This is a genomic window from Frankia sp. AvcI1 (assembly GCF_001420875.1).
Lineage (GTDB): Bacteria > Actinomycetota > Actinomycetes > Frankiales > Frankiaceae > Frankia > Frankia alni.
This window is the reverse complement of sequence record NZ_LJFZ01000010.1, coordinates 149,412-171,360: the sequence shown is the minus strand read 5'-3', so window position 1 is coordinate 171,360 and position 21,949 is coordinate 149,412. Positions and strand designations below refer to the sequence as shown.

The following is a 21,949-nucleotide window of genomic DNA, read 5'->3' as shown; positions in this document are numbered from 1 at the left end:
GTCAGCCTCCCGCGCTCGTGGAACGGTCCGCGATGATGGCGGTCACCACGGGTTCTACCTCGTCGTCGCCGTAGCGGCGGTACCCGTCGGACGTGACCGACGCGACGATCGGGTACAGCTTGCGGATCGTGTCCGGGCCACCGGTGGCCGAGTCGTCGTCGGCGGCATCGTAGAGGGCCTCGACGGCGATCCGCACCGCGTCGTCCTGGGTCAGGTCGACGCGGAAGCGCTTCTTCAGCGAGCCCTTCGCGAACACCGAGCCGGAACCGATGGACTCGTAGGTACGCTCCTCGGACTTCGCCGCGGCGATGTCGTAGGAGAAGATCCGGCCCTTGTCCAGGTCCGGGTCGTAGCCGGCGAACAGGGGCACGACGGCGAGGCCCTGCAGGGCCATCGGGAGGTTCCCCTTGACCATGGCCGCCAGCCGGTTGNCCTTGGCGTCCAGGCTCAGGGTCGCGCCCTCGATCTTCTCGTAGTGCTCCAGCTCCACCTGGAACAGCCGGATCAGCTCGGCGCCGACCCCGGCCGTGCCGGCGTAGCCCACGCAGGAGAAGTCATCGGCGTGGTGCACCTTCTCGACGTCCCGCTGGGCGATCATGTGCCCCTGCGTCGCCCGGCGGTCACCGGCCATGATCACACCACCGGGGAACGTCACCGCCACGATCGTCGTGCCGTGCGCCACCTCGGTGACCGGCCCCGGCAGNCCACCCCGGGCCCCCGGCAGCAGGTGCGGCGCCGACTGCGACAGGAAATCGGTGAACGACGACGTTCCCGGTGTCATGAACACAGCCGGTAGGCGCCCGGCGCCACCCATTGGATCAGCCACGCATCCCCCTTCCGATAGACGGTCACACGGTCCGCGGCGTCCCGGTCGTCTCCGGGAACCGCGGGCGACGTGCGCATGAGCACAACATAGGGCCATGGCCACCTGGTGCGGTCGGCCAGGGCGACCGGCTCGGCGACCGACCGGCGATCCGGGCGCGCAGCCCGCTCCCGCACCGACCGCACATCCACCCCNCGCGGACCGTCCGCGGGCACCCGGCCGACCCGGCCGCGACACCCGGCCGCACCCCGCGGCGCGCCCCGGGCCGGATCAGGCCGTCCGGGCACACCCGGCCGGCCGCCGACGCGACCAGCGGCGATCCGCACGCCGCGGACCGCGGCGTGCGGCGCAACGGAGGCCGACACCGTGGTTCCGGCGCCCGGCAACCCTCCACGCCCCGGCCTCGCCCGCCGGTGGAACCCGGCGGGCGACACACGGGGCGCGGGCGGGCGACCCGGCCGGCGGCGGTCAGGCGACACAGGACGACCGCCACGATCGAGAGGCACCTTCCGGTGCCCCGAGCGCGCCCGGAGCCGGTGCGCGGTGCGGGCTCAGCCCCGCCGACGCCGCGCGGTCACTCGCCGCCCTTCTGGACGTAGCCCTTGACGAACTCCTCGGCGTTCTCCTCGAGGACGTCGTCGATCTCGTCGAGGAGCGAGTCGACGTCCTCGGACAGCTTCTCGTGCCGCTCCTTGAGGTCGCTGGCGTCGTTGCCCTCGGCGGCGACCTCCTCGACCTCGTCGGCATGCCGGTTGGTGTGCTGCTGCCCGCCGCCGCTGTCCCTGGTGGCCATGAAGCCCTCCTTCGATCGCCTGGCGCGACACTATCCCGCCCCACCGACACCATCAGTCGGATCGGTGAGAGGTCCACTCCATCACGAACTGACCGTCTCGTCGCGACGTCCGCCCAGGGCGCAACGCCCGCAGGTCAGCCGGGGGCGGCCCGGCGCGGCGACGGGCGAGGAAGGGGGCCTGCGGCCTCCTCAGCGGCCGGCCAGCGCGTCGACGAGATCCGCGGCGGTGGCGCACCGGTCGAGCAGCTCGCCCACGTGCGCCCTCGTCCCCCGCAACGGCTCCAGGGTCGGCACCCGCTGCAGGGAGTCCCGGCCGATGTCGAAGATCACCGAGTCCCACGACGCCGCGGCGACCTGCTGCGGGTAGCGGGCGAGGCAGCGCCCCCGGAAGAACGCCCGGGTGTCCTCTGGCGGCTCCGTCATCGCCCTGGTGACCTCGTCCTCGCTGACGACCAGATCGAACCGGCCGCGCTCGACGAGGCGGTTGTACAGGCCCTTGTCCGGCCGGACGTCGTGGTACTGCAGGTCGACGAGTTCCAGGCGGGGCGAGTCCCAGGCCAGGGCGTCGCGCGAGCGGTACCCCTCCAGGATCGACAGCTTGGCGACCCAGTCGAGTTCCCGGGCGCAGCTCATCGGGTCGACCTCGAGGCGGCCGAGGACCGACTCCCACCGGGAGAGGACGTCGGCGGTCTGCGGGTCGACGTCCGAGCCGAACCGGTTCTCCACGTACTTGCGGGCCTGCTCGAAGTACTCCATCTGCAGCTGCACGGCGGTCATCTTCCGACCGTCGCGCAACGTGACGAGATGCTTGAGCGAGGGGTCGTGCGAGATCGCCCGCAGCGCGGCCACCGGACCGTCCACGGACAGGTCGACGCTGAACCAGCCGTCCTCGATCATGGCGAGAACCAGCGACGTCGTCCCCACCTTCAGGTAGGTGGCGACCTCGCTCATGTTCGCGTCGCCGATGATGACGTGCAGCCGGCGGTACTTCTCCGGGTCGGCGTGCGGCTCGTCGCGGGTGTTGATGATCGGGCGCTTCAGCGTCGTCTCGAGGCCCACCTCGACCTCGAAGAAGTCCGCCCGCTGGCTGATCTGGAAGCCGGCCTCCCGGCTGTCCACGCCGAGGCCGACCCGACCGGCACCGCAGACGACCTGGCGGGAGACGAAGAACGGGGTGAGGTTGCGGACGATCTCCCCGAACGGCGTCGAGCGGGCCATGAGGTAGTTCTCGTGGCAGCCGTAGGAGACGCCCTTGTTGTCGGTGTTGTTCTTGTACAGGTTCACGGGCTTGGCGCCGGGCACCGTCAGGGCGCGCCGCNCCGCCTCCGCCATCACCCGTTCACCGGCCTTGTCCCACAGCACGACGTCGCGCGGGTTGGTGACCTCGGGCGAGGAGAACTCCGGATGGGCGTGATCGACGTAGAGCCGCGCCCCGTTGGTCAGGATGACGTTGGCGAGGCCCAGGTCGTCCTCGTTGGCCGGCGCGCTNGGGTCGACCGCGGGCTCCCGGGGGAGCTCGAAGCCTCGCGCGTCCCGCAGTGGCGACTCCTCCTCGAAGTCCCACCGGGCACGGCTGCCCGAGGACGACGTTCTGTTGGCATAGGAGTTCACCACCAACGACGAGGCCAACATCTGGTTGGTGTTCGGCTGACCGGGCACCGACACCCCGTACTCGGTCTCGATTCCCATGATCCGGCGCGCGCTCACTCTGCAAGCGTAGGTGCTGCGCGGGCGGTCGGTTGGTCGGACGTCCGCCTTGTTTGTTCTGGGCGGTGCGCACGGACCCGTTCCGCCCGATGNGGATCGGCGCGAATGGCCCCTCACCGGACCCTCCCGAAACCGGGGATCCCCCGATCGGGGGCACCCTGAGCCGGGACGGGATCGCGGCGCGACCGACCCGCGGAGGCGGCCACGCAGGTGGCGGCCGCCCTCGCGAAAGCCCTCGTGGTGGGCTGCAGGGCCCGCACGGACGGGCCGGTCCGAACGGGCCGGCCCGTGGCCCGGGCAGGGCCGGCCCGAGGGCCCGGCAGGGCCGGGCCAGGCGGGCCGTGCGGGCCGTGCCTTCGCCGCGCACATACCGCGGCGCTCGGGACCTCCTCGGTCCCGAGCGCCGCGGTACGAAGCGTGCCGCCTCCCGTCGCGGTCGCCTGGACAGCGCGACCGCGACGGAACTGCGGTGGTGTTACGCCGGCCGTTACAGGTACTGGCCGGTGTTCGCGATGGTGTCGATGGAGCGTCCGGCCTCGGTGCCCTTCGTTCCGGTGACGAGCGTGNGGATGTAGACGANCCGCTCGCCCTTCTTGNCGGNGATCCGGGCCCAGTCGTCCGGGTTGGTCGTGTTCGGCAGGTCCTCGTTCTCCTTGAACTCGTCCAGGCACGCGGCGAGCAGGTACTGCATGCGCAGACCCTTGAGGCCGCCCTCGATGTGCGCCTTGACCGCCATCTTCTTGGCGCGGGCGACGATGTTCTCGATCATCGCGCCCGAGTTGAAGTCCTTGAAGTACAGGACCTCCTTGTCACCGTTGGCGTAGGTCACCTCGAGGAAGCGGTTCTCCTCGCTCTCCGCGTACATCCGCTCGACGACGCGCTGGATCATCGCGGCGACCGTGGCCTCCCGGTTGCCGTCGAACTCGGCGAGGTCCTCCGGGTAGAGCGGCAGGCTGGGCACGACGTACTTGGCGAAGATGTCGCGGGCCGCTTCGGCGTCGGGCCGCTCCACCTTGATCTTGACGTCGAGCCGTCCCGGCCGCAGGATCGCCGGGTCGATCATGTCCTCACGGTTGGACGCGCCGATCACGATCACGTTCTCGAGCTGCTCGACGCCGTCGATCTCGCTGAGCAACTGCGGAACGATCGTGTTCTCCACGTCCGAGGACACACCCGAGCCGCGGGTCCGGAAGATCGAGTCCATCTCGTCGAAGAACACGATCACCGNCATTCCCTCGGACGCCTTCTCGCGCGCCCGCTGGAACACCAGCCGGATCTGCCGCTCGGTCTCGCCGACGAACTTGTTGAGCAGCTCGGGGCCCTTGATGTTGAGGAAGAAGGCGCGGCCGTTGCCCTGGCCGGTGATCGCCTCGACCTTCTTGGCCAACGAGTTCGCGACCGCCTTCGCGATCAGCGTCTTGCCGCAGCCGGGTGGGCCGTAGAGCAGCACACCCTTCGGCGGCTTGAGCTGATGCTCCCGGTACAGGTCCTTGTACAGGAACGGCAGCTCCACCGAGTCGCGGATCGACTCGATCTGGCTCTTCAGCCCGCCGATCTGCTCGTACCCGATGTCCGGGACCTCTTCGAGGACGAGCTCCTCGACCTCGGACTTCGGGACTCGCTCGAAGGCGTACCCGGAGCGGGGCTCGATCAACAACGAGTCCCCCGCGCGGATCGGACCGTCGAGCAGCGGTTGGGCCAGCATGACCACCCGCTCCTCGTCGGTGTGACCGATCACCAGTGCTCGGTCACCGCTTTCGAGGACTTCCTTGAGCAGGACGATCTCACCCTGTCGCTCGAAGGAGCGAGCCTCGACCACGTTGAGGGCCTCGTTGAGCATGACCTCCTGGCCGGGCGAGAGCGAGCCGACGTCGACACTCGGCGACACGGTCACTCGGAGCTTTCTGCCCTGAGTGAACACGTCGACGGTGCCGTCGTCATACCGGGAGACGAAGATCCCGTAGCCGCTGGGCGGCTGCGCGAGTCTGTCGACCTCCTCCTTCAGGGTGACGATCTGGTCGCGCGCCTCCCGGAGGGTGGCGACGAGTCTGTCGTTCTGTCCCGTGGCGGACGACAGCTCGGCCTGAACCTCCGCGAGGCGTTCCTCCAGCACCCTGACCTGCCTGGGCGATTCGGACAACCTACGCCGCAGCATGGCCACTTCCTCTTCCAGGAAGGCGACCTGCGTCGTGAGCTCGTGTGCTTCCTTCTCGTACGCCGACCGCCGTGATTCGGCATCACCTGGACGACCCGTGCTCCCACCGGAGCCAGAGCCCGAACGGGGACCGGACACTGCGCCTCCACCTCCCCCGTGCTGACCGGGACGCACCCACACTACCGTTGTGACCGCCGCTGGCAGGCCGGTCACGCAAGGACGACCCGGCTTTGCCGTAAACAGCGGGTTACGGTGCCATGGTGACAGAAGATCGGAGCCCTGTGGCAACTCCAGCGAAGCCGGGCGTTTCGGCGGGCCTGCGCGTGCGGGTCGACCAGAACGCCTGCACCGGCGACGGTCTGTGCGTCCAGCTCGCCCCCAGCGTCTTCGAGTTCGACGTCGACGGGCTCGCCTACGTCAAGGACGACGCCGGTGAGCTCCAGACGACCGNCGGAGCGTACGTGCCCGTCCCCCTCCCGGTCGTGGACGCGGTCGTCGACGCGGCCGACGAGTGTCCGGGGACGTGCATCTACGTGGAACGCCCGGACGGCACCCTCGAGGCCGGCGGCCCCCTGAGCTGACGACCCCCTGACCAGGACGACGCCCGCCGACCAGGGGGCCGGCCGGAGCAGGGTCCGAAGGCCCGTCCGCGCCGCCGTGGACGGCGCGGGCCGGCGTGCGGCCGCGGGCCCACAGCCCCGCGGGCCCACAGCCCCGTGGAGCCGAGCCCCGTGGAGCCGTGCCCNGTGGAGGCGGCCCCACAGGCAGCACAGACCAGGTAGCCAGGCGGCCCAGAGCGGCTGGCAGCCCAGGCAGAGCGGCAGTGCGGACCGGCCCGCGCGAGAAGCGGACCGGCCGCGCGAGAAGCAGCGCAGACCGTACGCAGCGCGGAACCAACCGGCGGTGCGAACCGAGGAGGTCCGGCGGCCGGGCCTCGCGGCGGCCTAGGGGACGGACTCGGGCTCGTCCTCGGCGGCCACCGGCGCGGCCAGGGGGGCCGACTCCGCGGGTCCCGTGGCCGTCGGCTCGCCGAGGGCGCCCTTCGCGGGCCGGCGCCGGCGGACCGGGGGCGTGACGCCGTCGGCGAGGCGGCGCGCGGTGACCAGGAAGCCCGTGTGGCCGACCATGCGGTGGCCGGGGCGGACGGCAAGGCCCTCGACGTGCCAGTCCCGCATCATCGTCTCCCAGGCGGCGGGCTCGGCGAACGTGCCGTGCGCGCGCAGGGTCTCCACGACGCGGGAGAGCTGCGTCGTCGTGGCGACGTAGGCGCAGACCACCCCGCCGGGAACGAGCGCCGCGCTGACGGCGTCCACGACGTCCCAGGGCGCCAGCATGTCGAGGACGACCCGGTCGATGTCCCGTTCGGTCGTCTCGGCCAGATCGCNGACGATCACCGTGTGCGCCGGGTGCGGCCCGCCGAAGAACGTCTCGATGTTGCGCTGGGCGATGGCGGCGAAGTCCTCCCGCCGCTCGTAGGAGATCAACCGACCGGCGTCCCCGATGGTGCGCAGCAGGGAGCAGGACAGCGCGCCCGAGCCGACGCCGGCCTCGAGCACGCGCGCGCCCGGGAAGATGTCCGCGTACGTGACGATCTGGCCCGCGTCCTTGGGATAGACCACCGTCGCGCCGCGGGGCATCGACAGCACGAAGTCCACGAGCAGGGGGCGCAGCGCCAGGTAGTCGGTGCCGCCGGTGCTGGTGACGACGATGCCCTCGGGCCGGCCTAGCAGCGCGTCGTGCTCGACGGCGCCGCGGTGGGTGTGGAACTGCTTGCCCGGTTCCAGGACGACGGTGTGCTTGCGTCCCTTGGGGTCGGTGAGCTGCACCCGNTCGCCCTTGGTGAAGGGCCCGCGGCGGTGCGCCGCGCCGGTGGGACCGGGACGGAGATCGGGCTCGGTCACCGCTGCGCCACCATGCGTGCGGCGGCGGCCGGGTCGAGGCGAGCGACCAGGTCGACCATGGCGAGCACGCCGACCGGCCGGCCGTGCTGCAGCACCAGGTACTCCGAGGCGGGCATGGTCTGCACCGCGGCGAGCAGGTCCTCGCCCTCCAGATCGGCGTCGAGCACCATCCCGGGCGCGATCGCCCGGCTCACCTCGTCCACGGACATCCACGGCCTCCGATGCTCGGGCAGCGCGTCGACCGCCGAGCCATTCATGATCTTGATGGGATTACCGTCCCGGTCGATCACCGCGACGGCGGTGGCGCCGACCTCCTGCGCCCTGCGCAGGGCCTCGGCCAGCGNCACGGCGCCCTCGACGGGCAGCGTCCNGCNCACCAGCCGGCCGGCGGACAGGCCCGGCAGCCGCCCCCGCAGCTGGGCCGCCCGCAGCGACTGAAAGGCCGCGAAGGCCAGGAACGCCGCCAGAGCATACGTGTAGAACAGGCCGAAGCTGTCGCCGGAGATCGTCGTACCCCAGACGACCATGCCGGCGGCCACCACGAAGCCGCCGTAGGCGCCGGCCCGCAGCCCGCGCAGCTTGTCCCCGGTCACCGCCCACACGGCGGCGATGACCACCCGCCCGCCGTCCAGCGGCACTCCGGGGGCCAGGTTGAACACGAACAGCGCCAGGTTGATGACCCCGAGATCACGCAGCACGACCCCGACGTGGGTGTCGCCGCCGATGCCGAGCAGGCCGAGGAAGCACAGCCCGGCGAGCACGCCGTTGGCCGCCGGCCCGACGAAGGCGATGAGGAACTCGCGGCCGGGACTGCGGGGCTCGGGCTCGAACTCGGTGAACCCGGCGAACCCGTGCAGCGTCACCGAACGGACGGTGTGACCGAAGGCGAGCGCGGCCAGGCAGTGCCCGATCTCGTGGACCAACAGGGAGACCAGGAAGCCGACGGAGATCACCGTGGCCATGGCGAGGACCTGGCCGTCCGACGCCGTCGGCAGCCGGTCCCGGATGGAGCCGGAGAGCAGGTAGGCCACCAGGAGGGCGAAGATCAGCGCGAGTGGCGACACCATGATCGGGACGCCGCGGATGCGCCCGATGACGACTCCCGACGGGCGTTCCCCCGGATGCCGCGACGCACCACCCGTGCCGCCATGGGCATCCGAGCCGGTGCCACCGCGCTGATCCGTCATGGAACCGATGCTACGGACCAGATCCGGCCGCGTCTGCCGGCCCTGTCCACGCCTGTGACCAGCGGGGGTGCCGGAGGCCTCCGGTCAGGGCCACCCCGGCGCGCCGATGCCCGCCGCGCACCCCGCGGCGCCGGTCCCCCGGGACGGCACCGCCGGCGACCGGACCGCCACCGCCGCACCGCCGCGCACGTCCGTCGGCGCCGGCCGGGACCGACCGGCGAAAGTGTCGGTGGCGGGTTCTAGGGTCGGGTCATGACCACGACGCCGCCGCCTGATTCCGCGGCATCCAGGGACGCCCCGGTGTCGGCGGCCGCTCCCGCAGCGCCGGCCGGCCGCGCGGCACTGGTCGGCTCCACAGCGCCGGGCGGGCCGCGGGGTGCCGAGCGGCCGCTGATCGGCTCGCTGTCCCCGTCGCGGGCGGCGGACTTCGTCAACTGCCCGCTGCGCTACCGGTTCCGCGTCGTCGACCGGCTGCCCGAACCGCCGAGCGAGGCGGCCAGCCGCGGGACCGTCGTGCACTCGGTCCTGGAGAACCTGTTCGACCTGCCGCCGGCCGGGCGGACCCTCGAGGCGGCGCGCACGCTCGTCGAGCCGGCCTGGCAGGCGCTGCGCGAACGGGAGCCCGCCGTCGAGACGCTCTTCGACGGCCCGGACGCGCTCGCCGCCTGGCTGGATTCGGCGCGCGACCTGCTCGCCGGGTACTTCGCGCTGGAGGACCCGGCCCGGCTCGCCCCGTCGGCCCGCGAGCTCTACGTCGAGCACGTGCTCGACTCCGGGCTGCGGCTGCGCGGCTACGTGGACCGGCTCGACGAGGCCACGACCCCGCAGGGCCTGGCCCTGCGGGTGGTCGACTACAAGACCGGCCGCTCGCCCGGGCCGGCGTTCGAGGCTTCGGCGATGTTCCAGATGAGGTTCTACGCCCTGCTGTTGTGGCGGATCCGCGGCGTGATTCCCCGGGAGCTTCGCCTGTACTACCTCGGGGACCGCACCTGGTTGCGGGCCGCCCCGGACGAGGCGGACCTGCGGGCCACCGAGCGGCGGATCGAGGCGCTGTGGGCGGCGATCGACCGGGCCCACCGCAGCGGGGACTGGCGGGCCACCCCCAACCGCCTGTGCTCCTGGTGCCATCACCAGGCGCTGTGCCCGGCGTTCGGCGGCACGCCCCCGCCGCTGCCGCGCCAGGCCCCCGCCCTCCCCCTCGACGACGCGGCCCCGACCGTCTGCGAGGCGGACGGCTGACGGCCGCCGGGAGGACACCGCACGCGGGCGAGGACGGGAACGTCGATGGGAGGGGTTGTCGGGGATTCCGGATCGATCCCGAGATGCGGATCATCACTCGGTCGTTGGGGACTCCGACGGCGCGATCGAGGTCGTCCGGGCCGGGCGGCCGGCAGGCGAGCCCCGCGACGCGTGCCAGTCCGCGCACCGAAACACCGACAGAGGACGATGGGACGGGCCCTGTACCCGGCGGCGGGCAGGGGCATCGGCAGACGCGCCGAGCTCGCGAGGAGAGGACATCACGATGGCCCGACGGACCGGATCATCCCCAGGCGGGAGGCGGGACGCGGGCCGGGGCGCTCCGGCCGGTCGCCCGCAGCGGGTGGCGCGGACCGCCGAGCGCGGGGCCGATCGCCGCGAGCAGCCCGCCGCCGGCGTCGTGGGCGGTCCCGGCGGCGGCGCGGGAGGCATGGTCCCGGCGGCGCGCGCCGACCGGCTGACGAAGATCTACGGCACCGGGGACACGACCGTCACCGCGCTGCGCGGGATCGACCTGGACTTCCCGCGCGGCCGCTTCACGGCGATCATGGGGCCGTCGGGTTCGGGGAAGTCCACGCTCATGCACTGCCTGGCCGGTCTGGACACGGTGACCCGCGGGCGGGTGTTCATCGGCGACGTCGACCTGTCCCGACTGTCGGACAAGGAGCTCACCCGCCTGCGCCGGGACCGGATCGGCTTCATCTTCCAGCAGTTCAACCTGCTGCCGACGCTGACCGCGGCGGAGAACATCACGCTGCCGCTGAGCATCGCGGGCCGCTCCCCGGACCAGGCGTGGATGCGCACCGTCGTCGACGCGGTCGGCCTCGCCCCCCGGCTGGGGCACCGGCCGAGCGAGCTCTCGGGCGGCCAGCAGCAGCGGGTCGCCTGCGCGCGCGCCCTCGTCACCCGACCCGAGATCATCTTCGCCGACGAGCCGACCGGCAACCTGGACTCCCGCTCGGGCGCCGAGGTGCTGTCGTTCCTGCGGGACTCGGTCACCGAGCTCGGCCAGACGATCGTCATGGTGACGCACGATGCCACCGCGGCCTCCTACTCCGACGAGGTGATCTTCCTCGCGGACGGCCGGCTCGTCGACGCGATCGAGCGACCCACCGCGGACGAGGTGCTCGACCGGATGAAGCACCTCGACGCCGCCCAGCGAGGCCTGCTTCCCGACGGCGCCGACGCGGCCGGCGAAGCGGGCGCCTACGACGACCGGGACGGCCACGACCACCGGGACGACCACGACGGCCGGGGCCGCCACGACGGCCGGGACCGCCACGCGCGTCCCGCGGATCGCGAGCGTCAGGGCGGCCGTGCCCGCCAGGACGGCTACGACGCGACGCCCCGCCCTCGGGGCTACCCGGCAGGCGACGACGACCCCTACGGCGACTACGACTATCCCGACCAGCGCTACGGCAATGACGGCCGGGCGGCCCGACCAGCGTCCTACGACGGCCGCTACGCCGAGCCGTTCACCGGCGAGTTCGCCCCCGTCCCCGGGCCCGAGACCGGGCCGCTGGACGGGAGCGGCCCGGGCGGCGGCCGCTACGGGGGGCCGGCGGGTGACCCGCGGCGCCGACCGCTACCGCGCCCCACCGGCCCACGTGATGACGACGAGCCGGACGGCTACGGCTCCCCGGACGGCTACGGTCCTCCGNACGGCTACGGTCCCCCGGAGGGCTACGGCGCTCCGGGCAGCTACGGCTCCTCGGACGGCTACGGCTCCACGGACGGACAGAGCGCCCCACGCGGGGACGGGCCCGGGTCGGCGGGCTGGGCCTGAGCCGATGCTGCGCGCCACCCTCAAGAGCCTGCTGGCCCGCAAGATCCGGCTGGCCCTGTCCATGCTGGCGGTCGTCGTCGGCGTGAGCTTCGTCACCGGCACCCTGGTCCTGACGGACACGCTCAACCGGACCTTCAACACCCTGTTCGCCGACATCAACAAGAACGTCAGCGTCGCGGTCCGGGCGGTCAACCAGATCGACCCGACGAGCGACGCCGGCCGACCGCCGCTGCCCGCGTCGATCCTCGACTCCGTGGCCAGGGTCGACGGGGTGCGGNCGGCTGTCGGGTCGGTCGACGGCCAGGCGGTGCTCATCAACCCACGGACCGGCAAGCCGGCGAAGGAGGGCGGGGCGCCGGGGCGGGGCACGAACTGGACGGGCGGCCAGCCGACCGCGCCCGAGCAACTCGCCGAGGGCCACGCCCCGGGGCCAGGCGAGATCGCGGTGGATCGGGCGACGGCGAGGGACCTTCATCTCGTCCTCGGAACGCGGGTCTCCGTGCAGACCAAGGGCGCACCGACGACGTACACGCTGGTCGGCACGTTCCGGGTGGCCGGGCAGGACAGCCTCGGCGGTGCCGCCGTGACCGCGTTCGACACCGCCACCGCCCAACGGGTGCTGCTGGCCCCCGGCCAGTTCAGCTCCATCCACCTGGCGGCCGTCCCCGGCCTGGGCCAGTCGGAGCTGCGCGCGCGGGTCGCCGCCGTGCTCCCCGCCGGCGTCGAGGCGATCACCGGCACGCAGCTGTCGGAGGAGAACGCCAGCGCCGTGCAGCAGGCGATCAGCGGCTTCTCGACCTTCCTGCTGATCTTCGCGGCGATCTCGGTGTTCGTTGGCGCGTTCATCATCTTCAACACGTTCACCATGCTGGTGGCGCAGCGGGTGCGGGAGCTGGCGCTGCTGCGGGCGATCGGCGCGAGCCGGCGTCAGGTACAGATCTCGCTGCAGGTCGAGGCAGCTCTGGTCGGTTTCGCCGGGGCGAGCGTGGGTCTGCTGTTCGGCGCGGGGCTCGCCGTGCTGCTCCGGGCGGCCGTCGGGGCGTTCGGGGTGGATCTACCCAGCGGCTCGCTGGTCTTCGAGGCGCGTACNATCATCGCCGCCTACGCCGTGGGNGTCGTGATCACCTCGGCCGCGGCCTTCGTGNCGGCGCGCAAGGCGGCGTCCGTGCCACCGATCGCGGCGATGCGGGAGTCCTATGTGCTGCCGACGCGCTCGCTGCGCACCCGGGCCGTCGCCGGGACCGCCCTCACGGCGCTCGGGGTGCTGCTGCTCGTCCTCGGGACCGCGTCGGCGGGCAAGTCGGGAGNCACCGCCGTGGGAGNCGGTGCCGCGGGGATCTTCCTCGGCATCGCCACCCTGTCGCCGCTGTTGTCCGGCCCGATCATCCGGGTGCTCGGCGCGCCGTTCGTCTCGCTGTTCGGCACCACGGGCCGGCTCGGCCGGGAGAACGCGATGCGCAACCCGCGACGCACCTCCTCGACGGCCTCCGCCCTCATGATCGGACTAGCGCTGGTCAGCGCCTTCTCCATCCTCGGCCAGTCGATCAAGGAGTCGGTACGCACGACCGTGCAGGACAGTCTCGGCGCCGACTTCTTCCTGACCACCCAGGGCTTCGGCCAGGGCTTCAGCGGGCAGGTGGCGCGCGATCTGGCCGGCAAGCCCGGCATCGAGGTCGCGACCGGGCTGNGCGGCGGCCTGGCGAAGGTCGGCGGGCGCGACGCCCAGGTGCTCGCCGGGGATCCGGCCGGCCTGCCCAAGGTGCTGGCCCTCAAGAAGGTCGCCGGTGACCTCCGCGGCCTCGGCGACGGCACGATCCTCGTGGATGACGACGTCGCCGCCGACCGCCACCTCGACGTCGGGCAGAAGATCCCCGTCACCTTCCCCGACGGCACCCAGGACCTCACCGTCGCTGGGACGTACAAGAAGAGCCAGGTGGCCGGCTCGTGGATCATCTCGACCGGCCAGTTCGCCCGACACAACACCGACGATCTCGACCTGTTCGTGCTGGTCAAACGCGCCGATGGAGCCGACCCCGCCGCCGTGCGCGCCGAGATCAACAAGATCGTCAGGNCCTACGCCACCGTGGAGGTGCGCGACCAGTCGGAGTTCGTCGCCCAGCAGGAGAAGCAGATCGACCAGCTCCTGGGCTTCATCTACGTCCTGCTGGCCCTCGCGGTGATCATCGCACTGTTCGGCATCGTGAACACGCTCGCCCTGTCCGTGATCGAACGGACCCGGGAGATCGGACTGCTGCGCGCCGTCGGCATGAGTCGCGGGCAGATGCGGGCCATGGTCGTCATGGAGTCGACGATCATCTCCGTCTTCGGCGCCGTGCTCGGTGTCGCCGTGGGCAGCATCTTCGGCTGGGCCCTCACGAAGGCCCTGGCCTCCCAGGGCATCAGCACGTTCGCCTACCCGGTCCCGACCATCATCATCGTCATCGTCGTCGGTGTCCTGCTCGGCATCCTCGCCGCCGTCTTCCCCGCCCGCCGCGCCGCCCGCATGGACGTCCTGCGCGCCATCTCCGCCACCTGACCCGGCGGCCAGCGGCGCCGGCGCCACCCCAGCCGCAGGAGGTCCGCGCAGCCGCGCCCCGCCCAGCTCGCGCGGCCTCCTGGCGACCTCACGCTGGATCGCACAGCGCCCCGACCCGCCCGCCACGGCCCCGACCCGACCCGCCCGCCATGCCCCGACCCGCCCGGCCGCGCCCTGACCCGCCCGCCATCTGAACGCCCGGCCAGCCCCACCGTCACCCACCCGCCGAGAAACCCAGCCACAAACATGCCAAATCATGCCGAGGGTTAGACACGGTTTCGGAGCAGAAAACCGTGCCCAAACCTCGGCACGATTCTGTAGCCACCCGACTACAAAAAGGCTCCGAGCCTGGCAGCCTCCTCGGNGGGCCGCATCTGTCTGCAGGCCGCGCGGCCCGCAGACGGCCTCCGCAGGACAGGATGTCGGCTCACCCCAGGACGTCGGCTCACCCACAGGACGCCGGCTCACCCACAGGACGCCGGCTCGTCCACAGGGCACCGGCTCGTCCACAGGGCACCGGGCTCGTCCACAGGGCACCGGCTCGTCCACAGATTGGCCGATGCCGCTGCAGGGCGGCCCGACCACGGGCCAGGCTGGGCGGGTGGACCTTCCCACGCTCCCGCACTCGCTGCGTCACCTGGCCCTGTGCCAGGACGGCATGCTCACCTGGGCGCAGCTCCGGCAAGCGGGCATGACCCGACGGCACCTCGATCGCCTGATTCGAGACGCCGGCTGGTCCATCCCGTTCCGCGGTACGGTCCTGCTCCCCACCGCGCACCCGCTGCGCGGTCCCCTTCGGGCTGCGCTGGTCGGGCGGCCCGACGCCGTCGTCTGCCACCTGAGCGCCGCCCGTCTCCTGGGCCTGCCGGGACTGCCTGGTGCCCCTCGTCGATCCGGGCGGGCCGGCGAGGACATTCACCGCTCGGCCTCGCACGCGGGGGCGGCGCCTCGACGCACTCCCGGCGCGGGTCGACCCAGCGCCGGCCGTGGCGGCGCGGCGGAGATCGGAACCACGGCGTTGCTCGGCGAGCCGATCCACCTCCTGCTCCCCCGCTCCGCGCACAGGGCCGCCGGCATCGCCGGTCTCACCCGGCATCTGGGCGCCCTGCGCCCCGGCGAGTGGCACTCGCGGCGAGGCATCCCCGTCACCACCGTCGAGCGCACCCTGGCCGACCTGGTCCTGGACAGCGATCGGGAGACCGCCGTCAGCCTGCTCGACGCAGCGCTGCACGCGCGGCGTGTGCCGGATGCCCGCGCCGTGCTCAGGTCGGCATCCGGACGTCGGGGGGTGGTCGGCCGCCAGACCTGGTTCGCGCTCGCAGACGGGCGGGCGGAGTCTCCTCTGGAGACGCGACTGCGCCTGCTGCTGCTCGACGCGGGCCTGCCGCCCGAGGAACTGCAGTGGCAGGTATGGGACCCCGGCCCCACGCGGACACGGCACGAGCCGACGAGGCTCGGGAAGCCCGACCTCTCCGACCCGACGCCGAGCACGCCGCCGCATCGGGACCCGGGGCTGGGAAGACGCCTGGTCGCCCGGCTCGACCTGGCCTGGCCGAGCCGGCGGGTCGCCGTGGAGGCGGACGGCGCCGCTTACCATGGCGAGCCCCGCGCGCTGTTCCGCGACCGCGTGCGGCAGAACGACCTGCTGTCGGCCGGCTGGACCCTGCTGCGCTTCACCTGGGCTGATGTGCTGGGCGGTCCGGCGGGCGTCGCCGATCTGGTGCGCCGCGCGCTGGCGCTGGCGGACGGTGCGGTCAGGTCCCGGCCGGGCGGGCAGCCAGGAGATCCTGGAGCAGGTCGAGGGTGACGTCGTGCAGGCTGCCGACGATCGCGGCGAGGCCCGAGGGCGGGGTCTCGGTGGCATCCGTCGGCACCGCGGCAGACGGCGCCGCATCCGGCGGCACGACACCGGACGGCACCGCGGCAGACGGCCCGAGCACGGCGACGACGGGCGGGACGGTAGTGGACGGGGCCGCGGTGGACGGGGTCGCGGTGGACGGGGCCGCGGTGGCGAGGTCGAGGCCCGGCATGGAGGGGACCAGGATGGTCGCGCAGCCGGCGGCCACCCCGGCGCGGGCGCCCGAGGGGCTGTCCTCCAGGACGACGCAGCGCCGCGGGTCCACGCCCAGCATGCGGGCGGCGGTGAGGTAGGGCTCGGGGTCCGGCTTGCGGCGGTGTACCTCGTCGCCGGCCACCGTCGTCGCGAACAGCTCCCGGCCGATCACGTCGAGCACAGGATCCATCAGGTCCCGGAAGGACGAGGAGACCAGCGCCGCCGGGACGCCCCGCTCCCGCAGGACGGCGAGCAGCTCGACGGCGCCGGGCTGCGGGACGATCACACCCGGCTCGCGGAACAGCTCTGCGGAGCGCCGCAGCAGGAAACGCGCCGTGGCCGGGACGTCGGCCGGCGGCCGGCCGAGCATCGACACCATGATCGGCACGGCGGTGTCGATGCCGTGGCCGATCATCGCCCGCTTCATCGCCGGGGTGAACTCGCCGCCGAGCCGCGCCGCCGCCTCGTGCTCGGCGACGGTCCAGATCGGCTCCGTGTCGACGAGCAGGCCGTCCATGTCGAAGAAGACCGCCGCAAGGCTTTCCACGTTGTGCTCCCAGCTCGCATCGGGGCGCACCGGATGGTTCCGGGTGCGCGGTTCGACGTGCCCTGCCCGGACGCGGGGCCGCCGCGTGCCCGCCGCCGGCGGCTGCCGCCCGCCGCCGGCTGCCCACGCCGACCGGTCACGTCCGGTCCCGACCGGCGCGACCCGTCTGCGGTCCGACGAGGGCACCGCTGCGCCCGGTACGGACCGGTCCTGCCCGTATGCTGCCGGATCGCGGACGCGCGTCGGACGCCGGGAGGCTGCGCGGGCCCGGGACGCGGGGTCCGGCCCGTCCGGGCGGCCAGGACCTGAGGACCTCGTTACATCGCCAGTCGGCGGGAATGCCGCGCGGGAAGGGGGCGGGGCCCGGCAACATGGTGACCATGGCGCCAGAGGCCTGCGGCACACACCGCGACGAGACGGGCAGTGAACCGTCGGGGCTGTGCGGGCGACCCCGNCGCCATCGGCCCCCTCGCGGACGGGCGGCGCACCGAGGCAGGCCACTGCAGCCGCGGATCGCGACGCGCCCGCGCCCGCGCTCGGGCCCACGACGGGNCCAGAGACCTGGTCACGGCCAGAGACCTGGTCACGGCCAGAGACCTGGTCACGGACGGGAACATGGTCACGGACGGGAACATGGTCGCCCAGTCGTGGGTTGGCGACGATGCTGCCCGCGGTGGCCGGGTGAACTCCGCCTGCGACGGCCGGGTGAACGCGGGCCTCCGGGGAGGTGGTAGGACGGGCGGCGCGGGAGTCGACGGCGCGGGAGTCGACGGCGCGGGAGTCGACGGCGCGGGAGTCGACGGCGCGGGAGTTGACGGCGCGGGAGTTGACGGAGCCGGTGCGGCACGTCGCCGCGGGCCCGCGGCGACGCCGCCGGGACGGGCGGGAGCACGACGGCCGCCGGAGCCGGCGGGTGGGTCGGGAGACGGGTCGGGGAAGGTGCCGGGAGACGGGTCGGGGAAGGTGCCGGGGGACGGGAGTGGGCGGGTGTCGCAAGCTGGACAGTGCTTGCCGCGACCGTTCGCCTTCCCGCGACAGCGGGTACTCGTCGGGAGCCGATACGGTGCAGCCACCGCGTCGATCCGGAACGGATGTCCGATCNGCCCGGCGTCGTTCGCCATCGACAGACCGAGGAAAGGCGTTCCCACGAGAACACCGGCAGACTGGTCCCGCGGAGGTTCACCGCGGGCGAGGGCAGGTTCCCCACCGGATGCAAGGAGGGCTGACGTAACGGATGTCGGCTCTGGGCAGGAGTCGTCTCCGTGAGGACGTACCGTTGCACTGTCACGGGGGCAGTGGGCCGCCGCTGGGCGGCAGGAGGTGGTAGGTGATCGAGTTCTCCGGCGTCGGTCAACTGCGGTCGCCGGTCGTGGTAGCCGCCTTCGAGGGTTGGAACGACGCCGCCGACGCGTCCTCCGCCGCCGTGGAGCATCTCGAGACGGCGTTCAAGGCCCGGGTGATCGGCGCGATCGACCCGGACGACTACTACGACTTCCAGGTGAACCGGCCGACGGTGAGCGGAACCGACGGGGCGTCGAGGAAGATCACCTGGCCGACCACCCGGCTGTCAGTGGCGCGGCCGCCGAAGTCGGAGACGGACCTGGTCCTCATTCGCGGGCTGGAGNCGAACATGCGTTGGCGCGGTTTCACCGATGAGCTGATCGAGGCGGTGCACGCCCTCGGCAGCGACATGGTGATCTCGCTCGGTGCGCTGCTCGCGGACTCCCCCCACACCCGTCCGGTGCCCATCAGCGGCACGGCAGGGGACGCGGCGACGGCGGCGAGGCTCGGCCTGGAGCCGTCCCGCTACGAGGGTCCGACCGGCATCGTCGGCGTCTTCGGCGACGCCTGCGCGCGGGCGGAGCTGGCCTCGGTGTCCTTCTGGGCTGCGGTGCCGCACTACGTCGCGAACCCCCCGTGCCCGAAGGCGACGCTCGCGCTGTTGCGGCGGGTGGAGGACCTGCTCGACATCGAGATCCCGCTCGGGGATCTGCCGGAGCGGGCCAAGGCGTGGGAGCGTCAGGTCGACGAGCTCGCCGCCGGGGACACCGAGGTCGCCGAGTACGTCCGCTCGCTGGAGTCCCGGGAGCCGGAGACTGCGCTGCCGGAGGCCAGCGGGGACGCGATCGCCCGCGAGTTCGAGCGCTACCTGCGGCGCCGCGGGCAGTGATGTCTCTCACGCCCTGACGCCCCGCCGGCCCGCCGGCCCGCCGCGCGATCCGGCCAGCTCCGGCCGACCGCCGTCACCGTGGTCGGCCCGGGCGGACCTGCCCGGCCCGCCCCATGATCGGCTTACGGCATGATCGGGCGGTGACACCGTCGGCCCGCCCGGCGCTCTGGCCTGGCCGTGGCCGGGGTGAACAGAGGTCGCACCGGGACGGGGCGACCCGCCGCTGCCGTGGACGGAGGCCGGTGTCGGTCACCCGGACAGTGACCCGGGCGGCCTGCCCCGAGGCTCCCGGGTCGGGCGGAACGGCACGTGCAACCGGCCCGTCGTGTCCGCGTGGGTCTGCGGACAGCGGTGGTGGCCTTACTCCTCGACGATCTCGGCGTCGATGATGTCCTCGTCGGCGCCCCGGCGGAAGGGGACGCCGGCGGTGGTGGCCGCCGGCTCCCGCTGGGCGGCGCTCGCCGGGTACGGCTCGGCGTCGGCGACCTCACCCTGCCGATGCCGGCCAGGAGGGCGCCGACCGAGCCCGGCGGCGCCCATGCGTCCCGTGACCCGGCCGCCCGCCGCACCGACGCCGACGGCCGGGCCAGGCGCGTCCCCCGAGGATCCGTTTCCGTCCGCTCCGCCGAGCGGACCGACGGCGCCCGCAGCATCCCAGGCCGCCCCACCGGTGCCCGCGGCCGCCGGCCAGCCCGGCCCGCGCTGACCGGCGCCGTGGGGACCGGCTTCGCCGGGGCCGGCGCCGTGCAGTCCGCCGCCGTGCTCACTGGCACCGTGCTGGCCGGTCCCGTGCTGCGGAGCAGCCCCGTGCCGCTGGCTGGTGTCGTTCTGCGGGGCAGGCGCGTGCTGCGGGGCAGTCCCGTACCGGGGGACGGCGCCGTGTGGGCCCGTGGCGGCGGGGGCTCCGGCAGCGGCGGAGAATCCCGGGCCGGCTGGTGATCCCGGGCCGGCTGCCGGTCCGGGACCGTCGGGGCTACCGGGCACCCCGGGCGGCCGGGGTGGGACGCCTACGGGGGCCGTGGACGGCATCGTCGGCCCGTCCAGAACCGACCGGGCCGCCGGATCTGTCGGAGTTGTCGGAGTTGTCGGAGCCGACGGGGCTCTCGGAGTCGTCGGGGCCGCCGCCTCCGGGCCGCCCGGGAAGCCGCCACCGGTGGCCTGCGCCGCGGCGGGGCCGGGGACGAAGCCGTCCTGCGCGCCGGGGACGAAGCCGTCCTGTGTGCCGGCGGCGGGGAAGCCACCGGCGGCGGGGTCGCCGCCGCCCGCTTCCGGCGGAGCCGTGCCGGCCCGGGCGAGGTCGGTGAGGGCGCGGTCGACGTCGTCGGAGCCGAGAATGCGACGCAGCCGCAGCACCGCTCCGATGATCTCGCCCTGTTGGTGGCGAAGCGCGTCGAGGGACGCGGAGTTGCGGGCGATCTCGTCCGCCAGCTCCCGGTGACGTTCGACGGCGAGCCGGCGGCTCTCCTCCACCGCGTCGAGCAGGAGCTTCTCGGCCTGCTCGCGGGCCTCGCGGACGATCGGATGGTTCGCCCCGGCGTCCTCGATCACCTCCTCCAGGGCGGATTCGGCGATCTGGCGGGCGCCGTCGATGATCTCGTCGGCCTCCCGCTGGGCGATGGCGAGCATCTGCCCGATCCGGCCGCCGGCCTGGGCGGCGAACGCCTCGGTGCCGGCGACGCCCGCGTTGCGCTCCCGCTCGTGCCTCAGCGCGCTTTCGGCAGCGGCCGCGCGCGAGGTCACCTGGCTGGCGTACCGCCACAGCGTGGCGAGGTAGTCGTCCACCTGGCGCGGGTCGTAGCCGTGGGCGACCTCGTCGAACGCGGGTCGTTCGGTCGCTGCCCCGGGATCTGTTCCGTGGTGGTGAGCCCCCATCCCTCAGCTCCCTCTGGGTCGGACGGGTTCAAGGTCTACACCGAGCAGTGTGTCAACGAGCCGCGCGACGAGTGCGGGCGCCTCCCCTCCCGCACTTGCCGCACCGCCAGAACCGCGAAGGGACCCACCGGACGAACCGACGCCGACGGAACCGCCGACGGGACCACCGCCGGCGTCGGCGAGTGCCGCGTCGACCCAGGCGTCGACCGCGGCGAGGGCACCGGGGGCGTCGAGGTCGTCGGCGAGCCGCTCACGGACGGTGGCGAGCACCCCCTGCGCGTCCGGGCCGGCGGGCAGGGCGACGGCCGCCCGCCACCGTCCGACCCGGGCCACCGCGTCCGTCAGCAGGCTCGCCGACCACTCCCAGTCCGCGGTGTGGCGGTGGTCCAGCAGGGCGAGGCGCAGTGCGGCCAGGTCCGTCCCGGCGCGGCGCAGCCGGGAGACGAACTCCAGGTTGCCGCGCGACTTCGACATCTTGTGGCCGTCGAGGCTGACCATCGCGGTGTGCACGTAGCTGCGGGCGAACGGGCGGGCACCGGCGGCGACCTCGGCGTGCGCGGCGCTGCACTCGTGGTGCGGGAACGACAGGTCGGTGCCCCCGCCCTGGAGGTCGACGACGCCGCCGAGATGGTGGCGGGCGATCGCCGAGCACTCGATGTGCCAGCCCGGCCGGCCGGGTCCGAACGGGGACGGCCACGACGGTTCCCCGGGGCGCCGGGCCCGCCACAGCAGCGGGTCGAGGGGATCCTTCTTGCCCCCGCGACCAGGGTCGCCGCCGCGCTCGGCGCAGATCGCGAGCATCTCGGCCCGGGACAGGTGAGAGATCTCACCGAACGCGGGTGCGGCGGCGACGGAGAAGTACAGGTCGTCGTCGACGTGGTAGGCCGCGCCTCGGTCGACGAGTTCGGCGACCATGTCGACGATCATCGGGATCGCCTCGACCACGCCGACGTAGGAGTCCGGGGCGAGCATCCGCAGCGCGGCCATGTCCTCACGGAACAGCGCGATCTCCCGCGCGGCGAGGTCGCGCCAGTCCAGGCCGTCGCGGTCGGCGCGCTCGAGCAGGGGGTCGTCGACGTCCGTAACATTTTGTACATAAAGGACTTTATGTCCGGAATCTCGGAGAACCCGCTGCGCGAGGTCATACGTCAGGTACGTGAAC

General features: G+C 73.3%; 10 protein-coding genes and 19 pseudogenes. 13 read left to right on the top strand and 16 right to left on the bottom strand.

Annotated elements, in window-relative coordinates; genetic code table 11:
* Position 1 precedes the first annotated feature (1 nt).
* The 9 genes and pseudogenes from prcB to UK94_RS50175 form a co-directional block, all read right to left on the bottom strand.
* A pseudogene (prcB, locus tag UK94_RS50205) lies at positions 2 to 431 on the bottom strand (proteasome subunit beta); the annotation flags it as partial.
* Between the two features lies 1 nt (position 432).
* Positions 433 to 703: pseudogene (locus UK94_RS50200) on the bottom strand (proteasome subunit beta); the annotation flags it as partial.
* 1 nt (position 704) lies between these two features.
* A pseudogene (locus tag UK94_RS50195) lies at positions 705 to 826 on the bottom strand (proteasome subunit beta); the annotation flags it as partial.
* 571 nt (positions 827 to 1,397) lie between these two features.
* Positions 1,398 to 1,616, bottom strand: a complete 219-nt coding sequence (locus UK94_RS13005; RefSeq protein WP_011604017.1) for a ubiquitin-like protein Pup — start codon at positions 1,614 to 1,616, stop codon at positions 1,398 to 1,400.
* A gap of 189 nt (positions 1,617 to 1,805) precedes the next feature.
* A pseudogene (gene dop / locus UK94_RS13000) lies at positions 1,806 to 2,934 on the bottom strand (depupylase/deamidase Dop); the annotation flags it as partial.
* A gap of 1 nt (position 2,935) precedes the next feature.
* A pseudogene (locus UK94_RS50190) lies at positions 2,936 to 3,104 on the bottom strand (proteasome accessory factor PafA2 family protein); the annotation flags it as partial.
* A 1-nt stretch (position 3,105) separates the two neighbouring features.
* Positions 3,106 to 3,305 (bottom strand): proteasome accessory factor PafA2 family protein (locus UK94_RS50185; RefSeq protein WP_235487698.1); only part of this gene is annotated, 200 nt, incomplete at its 3' end.
* Positions 3,306 to 3,924: 619 nt separating this feature from the next.
* Positions 3,925 to 4,550, bottom strand: a pseudogene (locus tag UK94_RS50180) (AAA family ATPase); the annotation flags it as partial.
* Position 4,551: 1 nt separating this feature from the next.
* The coding region (locus UK94_RS50175; RefSeq protein WP_235487696.1) for an AAA family ATPase at positions 4,552 to 5,616 on the bottom strand (1,065 nt) is incomplete at its 3' end.
* Positions 5,617 to 5,735: 119 nt separating this feature from the next.
* Here UK94_RS50175 and UK94_RS50170 point away from each other — a divergent pair.
* Both UK94_RS50170 and UK94_RS50165 read left to right on the top strand, forming a co-directional pair.
* A pseudogene (locus UK94_RS50170) lies at positions 5,736 to 5,928 on the top strand (ferredoxin); the annotation flags it as partial.
* 1 nt (position 5,929) lies between these two features.
* Positions 5,930 to 6,059, top strand: a pseudogene (locus UK94_RS50165) (ferredoxin); the annotation flags it as partial.
* A gap of 363 nt (positions 6,060 to 6,422) precedes the next feature.
* Here UK94_RS50165 and UK94_RS50160 read toward each other — a convergent pair.
* The 4 genes and pseudogenes from UK94_RS50160 to UK94_RS12980 all read right to left on the bottom strand — a co-directional run.
* Positions 6,423 to 6,862 (bottom strand): annotated as a pseudogene (locus tag UK94_RS50160) (tRNA (adenine-N1)-methyltransferase); the annotation flags it as partial.
* 1 nt (position 6,863) lies between these two features.
* Positions 6,864 to 7,307 (bottom strand): annotated as a pseudogene (locus UK94_RS50155) (tRNA (adenine-N1)-methyltransferase); the annotation flags it as partial.
* A gap of 68 nt (positions 7,308 to 7,375) precedes the next feature.
* Positions 7,376 to 7,722, bottom strand: a pseudogene (locus UK94_RS50150) (peptidase M50); the annotation flags it as partial.
* A 28-nt stretch (positions 7,723 to 7,750) separates the two neighbouring features.
* On the bottom strand, positions 7,751 to 8,341 hold a 591-nt coding region (locus tag UK94_RS12980; protein ID WP_313949497.1), incomplete at its 3' end, for a site-2 protease family protein.
* A 477-nt stretch (positions 8,342 to 8,818) separates the two neighbouring features.
* Here UK94_RS12980 and UK94_RS12970 point away from each other — a divergent pair.
* The 9 genes and pseudogenes from UK94_RS12970 (at position 8,819) to UK94_RS12955 (ending at position 15,952) form a co-directional block, all read left to right on the top strand.
* Complete coding sequence (locus UK94_RS12970; protein WP_011604011.1) at positions 8,819 to 9,805, top strand: PD-(D/E)XK nuclease family protein; 987 nt, start codon at positions 8,819 to 8,821, stop codon at positions 9,803 to 9,805.
* Between the two features lie 448 nt (positions 9,806 to 10,253).
* A pseudogene (locus UK94_RS12965) lies at positions 10,254 to 11,483 on the top strand (ABC transporter ATP-binding protein); the annotation flags it as partial.
* 130 nt (positions 11,484 to 11,613) lie between these two features.
* Positions 11,614 to 11,886 (top strand): annotated as a pseudogene (locus tag UK94_RS50145) (hypothetical protein); the annotation flags it as partial.
* 1 nt (position 11,887) lies between these two features.
* A pseudogene (locus UK94_RS50140) lies at positions 11,888 to 12,698 on the top strand (FtsX-like permease family protein); the annotation flags it as partial.
* A 56-nt stretch (positions 12,699 to 12,754) separates the two neighbouring features.
* A pseudogene (locus tag UK94_RS76075) lies at positions 12,755 to 12,916 on the top strand (hypothetical protein); the annotation flags it as partial.
* 16 nt (positions 12,917 to 12,932) lie between these two features.
* Positions 12,933 to 13,296 (top strand): annotated as a pseudogene (locus UK94_RS50130) (hypothetical protein); the annotation flags it as partial.
* A 1-nt stretch (position 13,297) separates the two neighbouring features.
* A pseudogene (locus tag UK94_RS50125) lies at positions 13,298 to 13,680 on the top strand (ABC transporter permease); the annotation flags it as partial.
* Between the two features lies 1 nt (position 13,681).
* Positions 13,682 to 14,145: FtsX-like permease family protein (locus tag UK94_RS50120; protein WP_235487692.1), on the top strand; the 464-nt coding region annotated here is incomplete at its 5' end.
* 559 nt (positions 14,146 to 14,704) lie between these two features.
* The gene (locus UK94_RS12955; RefSeq protein WP_157734231.1) at positions 14,705 to 15,952 is read left to right on the top strand and encodes a DUF559 domain-containing protein; all 1,248 of its coding nucleotides are present in this window, start codon (positions 14,705 to 14,707) and stop codon (positions 15,950 to 15,952) included.
* Here UK94_RS12955 and UK94_RS12950 read toward each other — a convergent pair.
* Entirely contained in the window at positions 15,900 to 16,745 is an 846-nt protein-coding gene (locus tag UK94_RS12950; RefSeq protein ID WP_041940469.1) for an HAD-IA family hydrolase, read from the bottom strand. The two genes, UK94_RS12955 and UK94_RS12950, sit on opposite strands and share 53 nt — an antisense overlap.
* A 1,327-nt stretch (positions 16,746 to 18,072) precedes the next feature.
* Here UK94_RS12950 and UK94_RS50115 point away from each other — a divergent pair.
* Both UK94_RS50115 and UK94_RS50110 read left to right on the top strand, forming a co-directional pair.
* Positions 18,073 to 18,369, top strand: a pseudogene (locus UK94_RS50115) (PAC2 family protein); the annotation flags it as partial.
* A gap of 1 nt (position 18,370) precedes the next feature.
* A partial coding sequence (locus tag UK94_RS50110) for a PAC2 family protein (protein ID WP_235487691.1) occupies positions 18,371 to 18,915 on the top strand: 545 nt, incomplete at its 5' end.
* A gap of 360 nt (positions 18,916 to 19,275) precedes the next feature.
* Here the strand turns inward: UK94_RS50110 and UK94_RS12940 are convergent.
* Positions 19,276 to 20,787, bottom strand: coding sequence for a hypothetical protein (locus tag UK94_RS12940; RefSeq protein ID WP_055750030.1), 1,512 nt, complete (start codon positions 20,785 to 20,787; stop codon positions 19,276 to 19,278).
* A gap of 3 nt (positions 20,788 to 20,790) precedes the next feature.
* A pseudogene (mshC, locus tag UK94_RS12935) lies at positions 20,791 to 21,949 on the bottom strand (cysteine--1-D-myo-inosityl 2-amino-2-deoxy-alpha-D-glucopyranoside ligase); the annotation flags it as partial.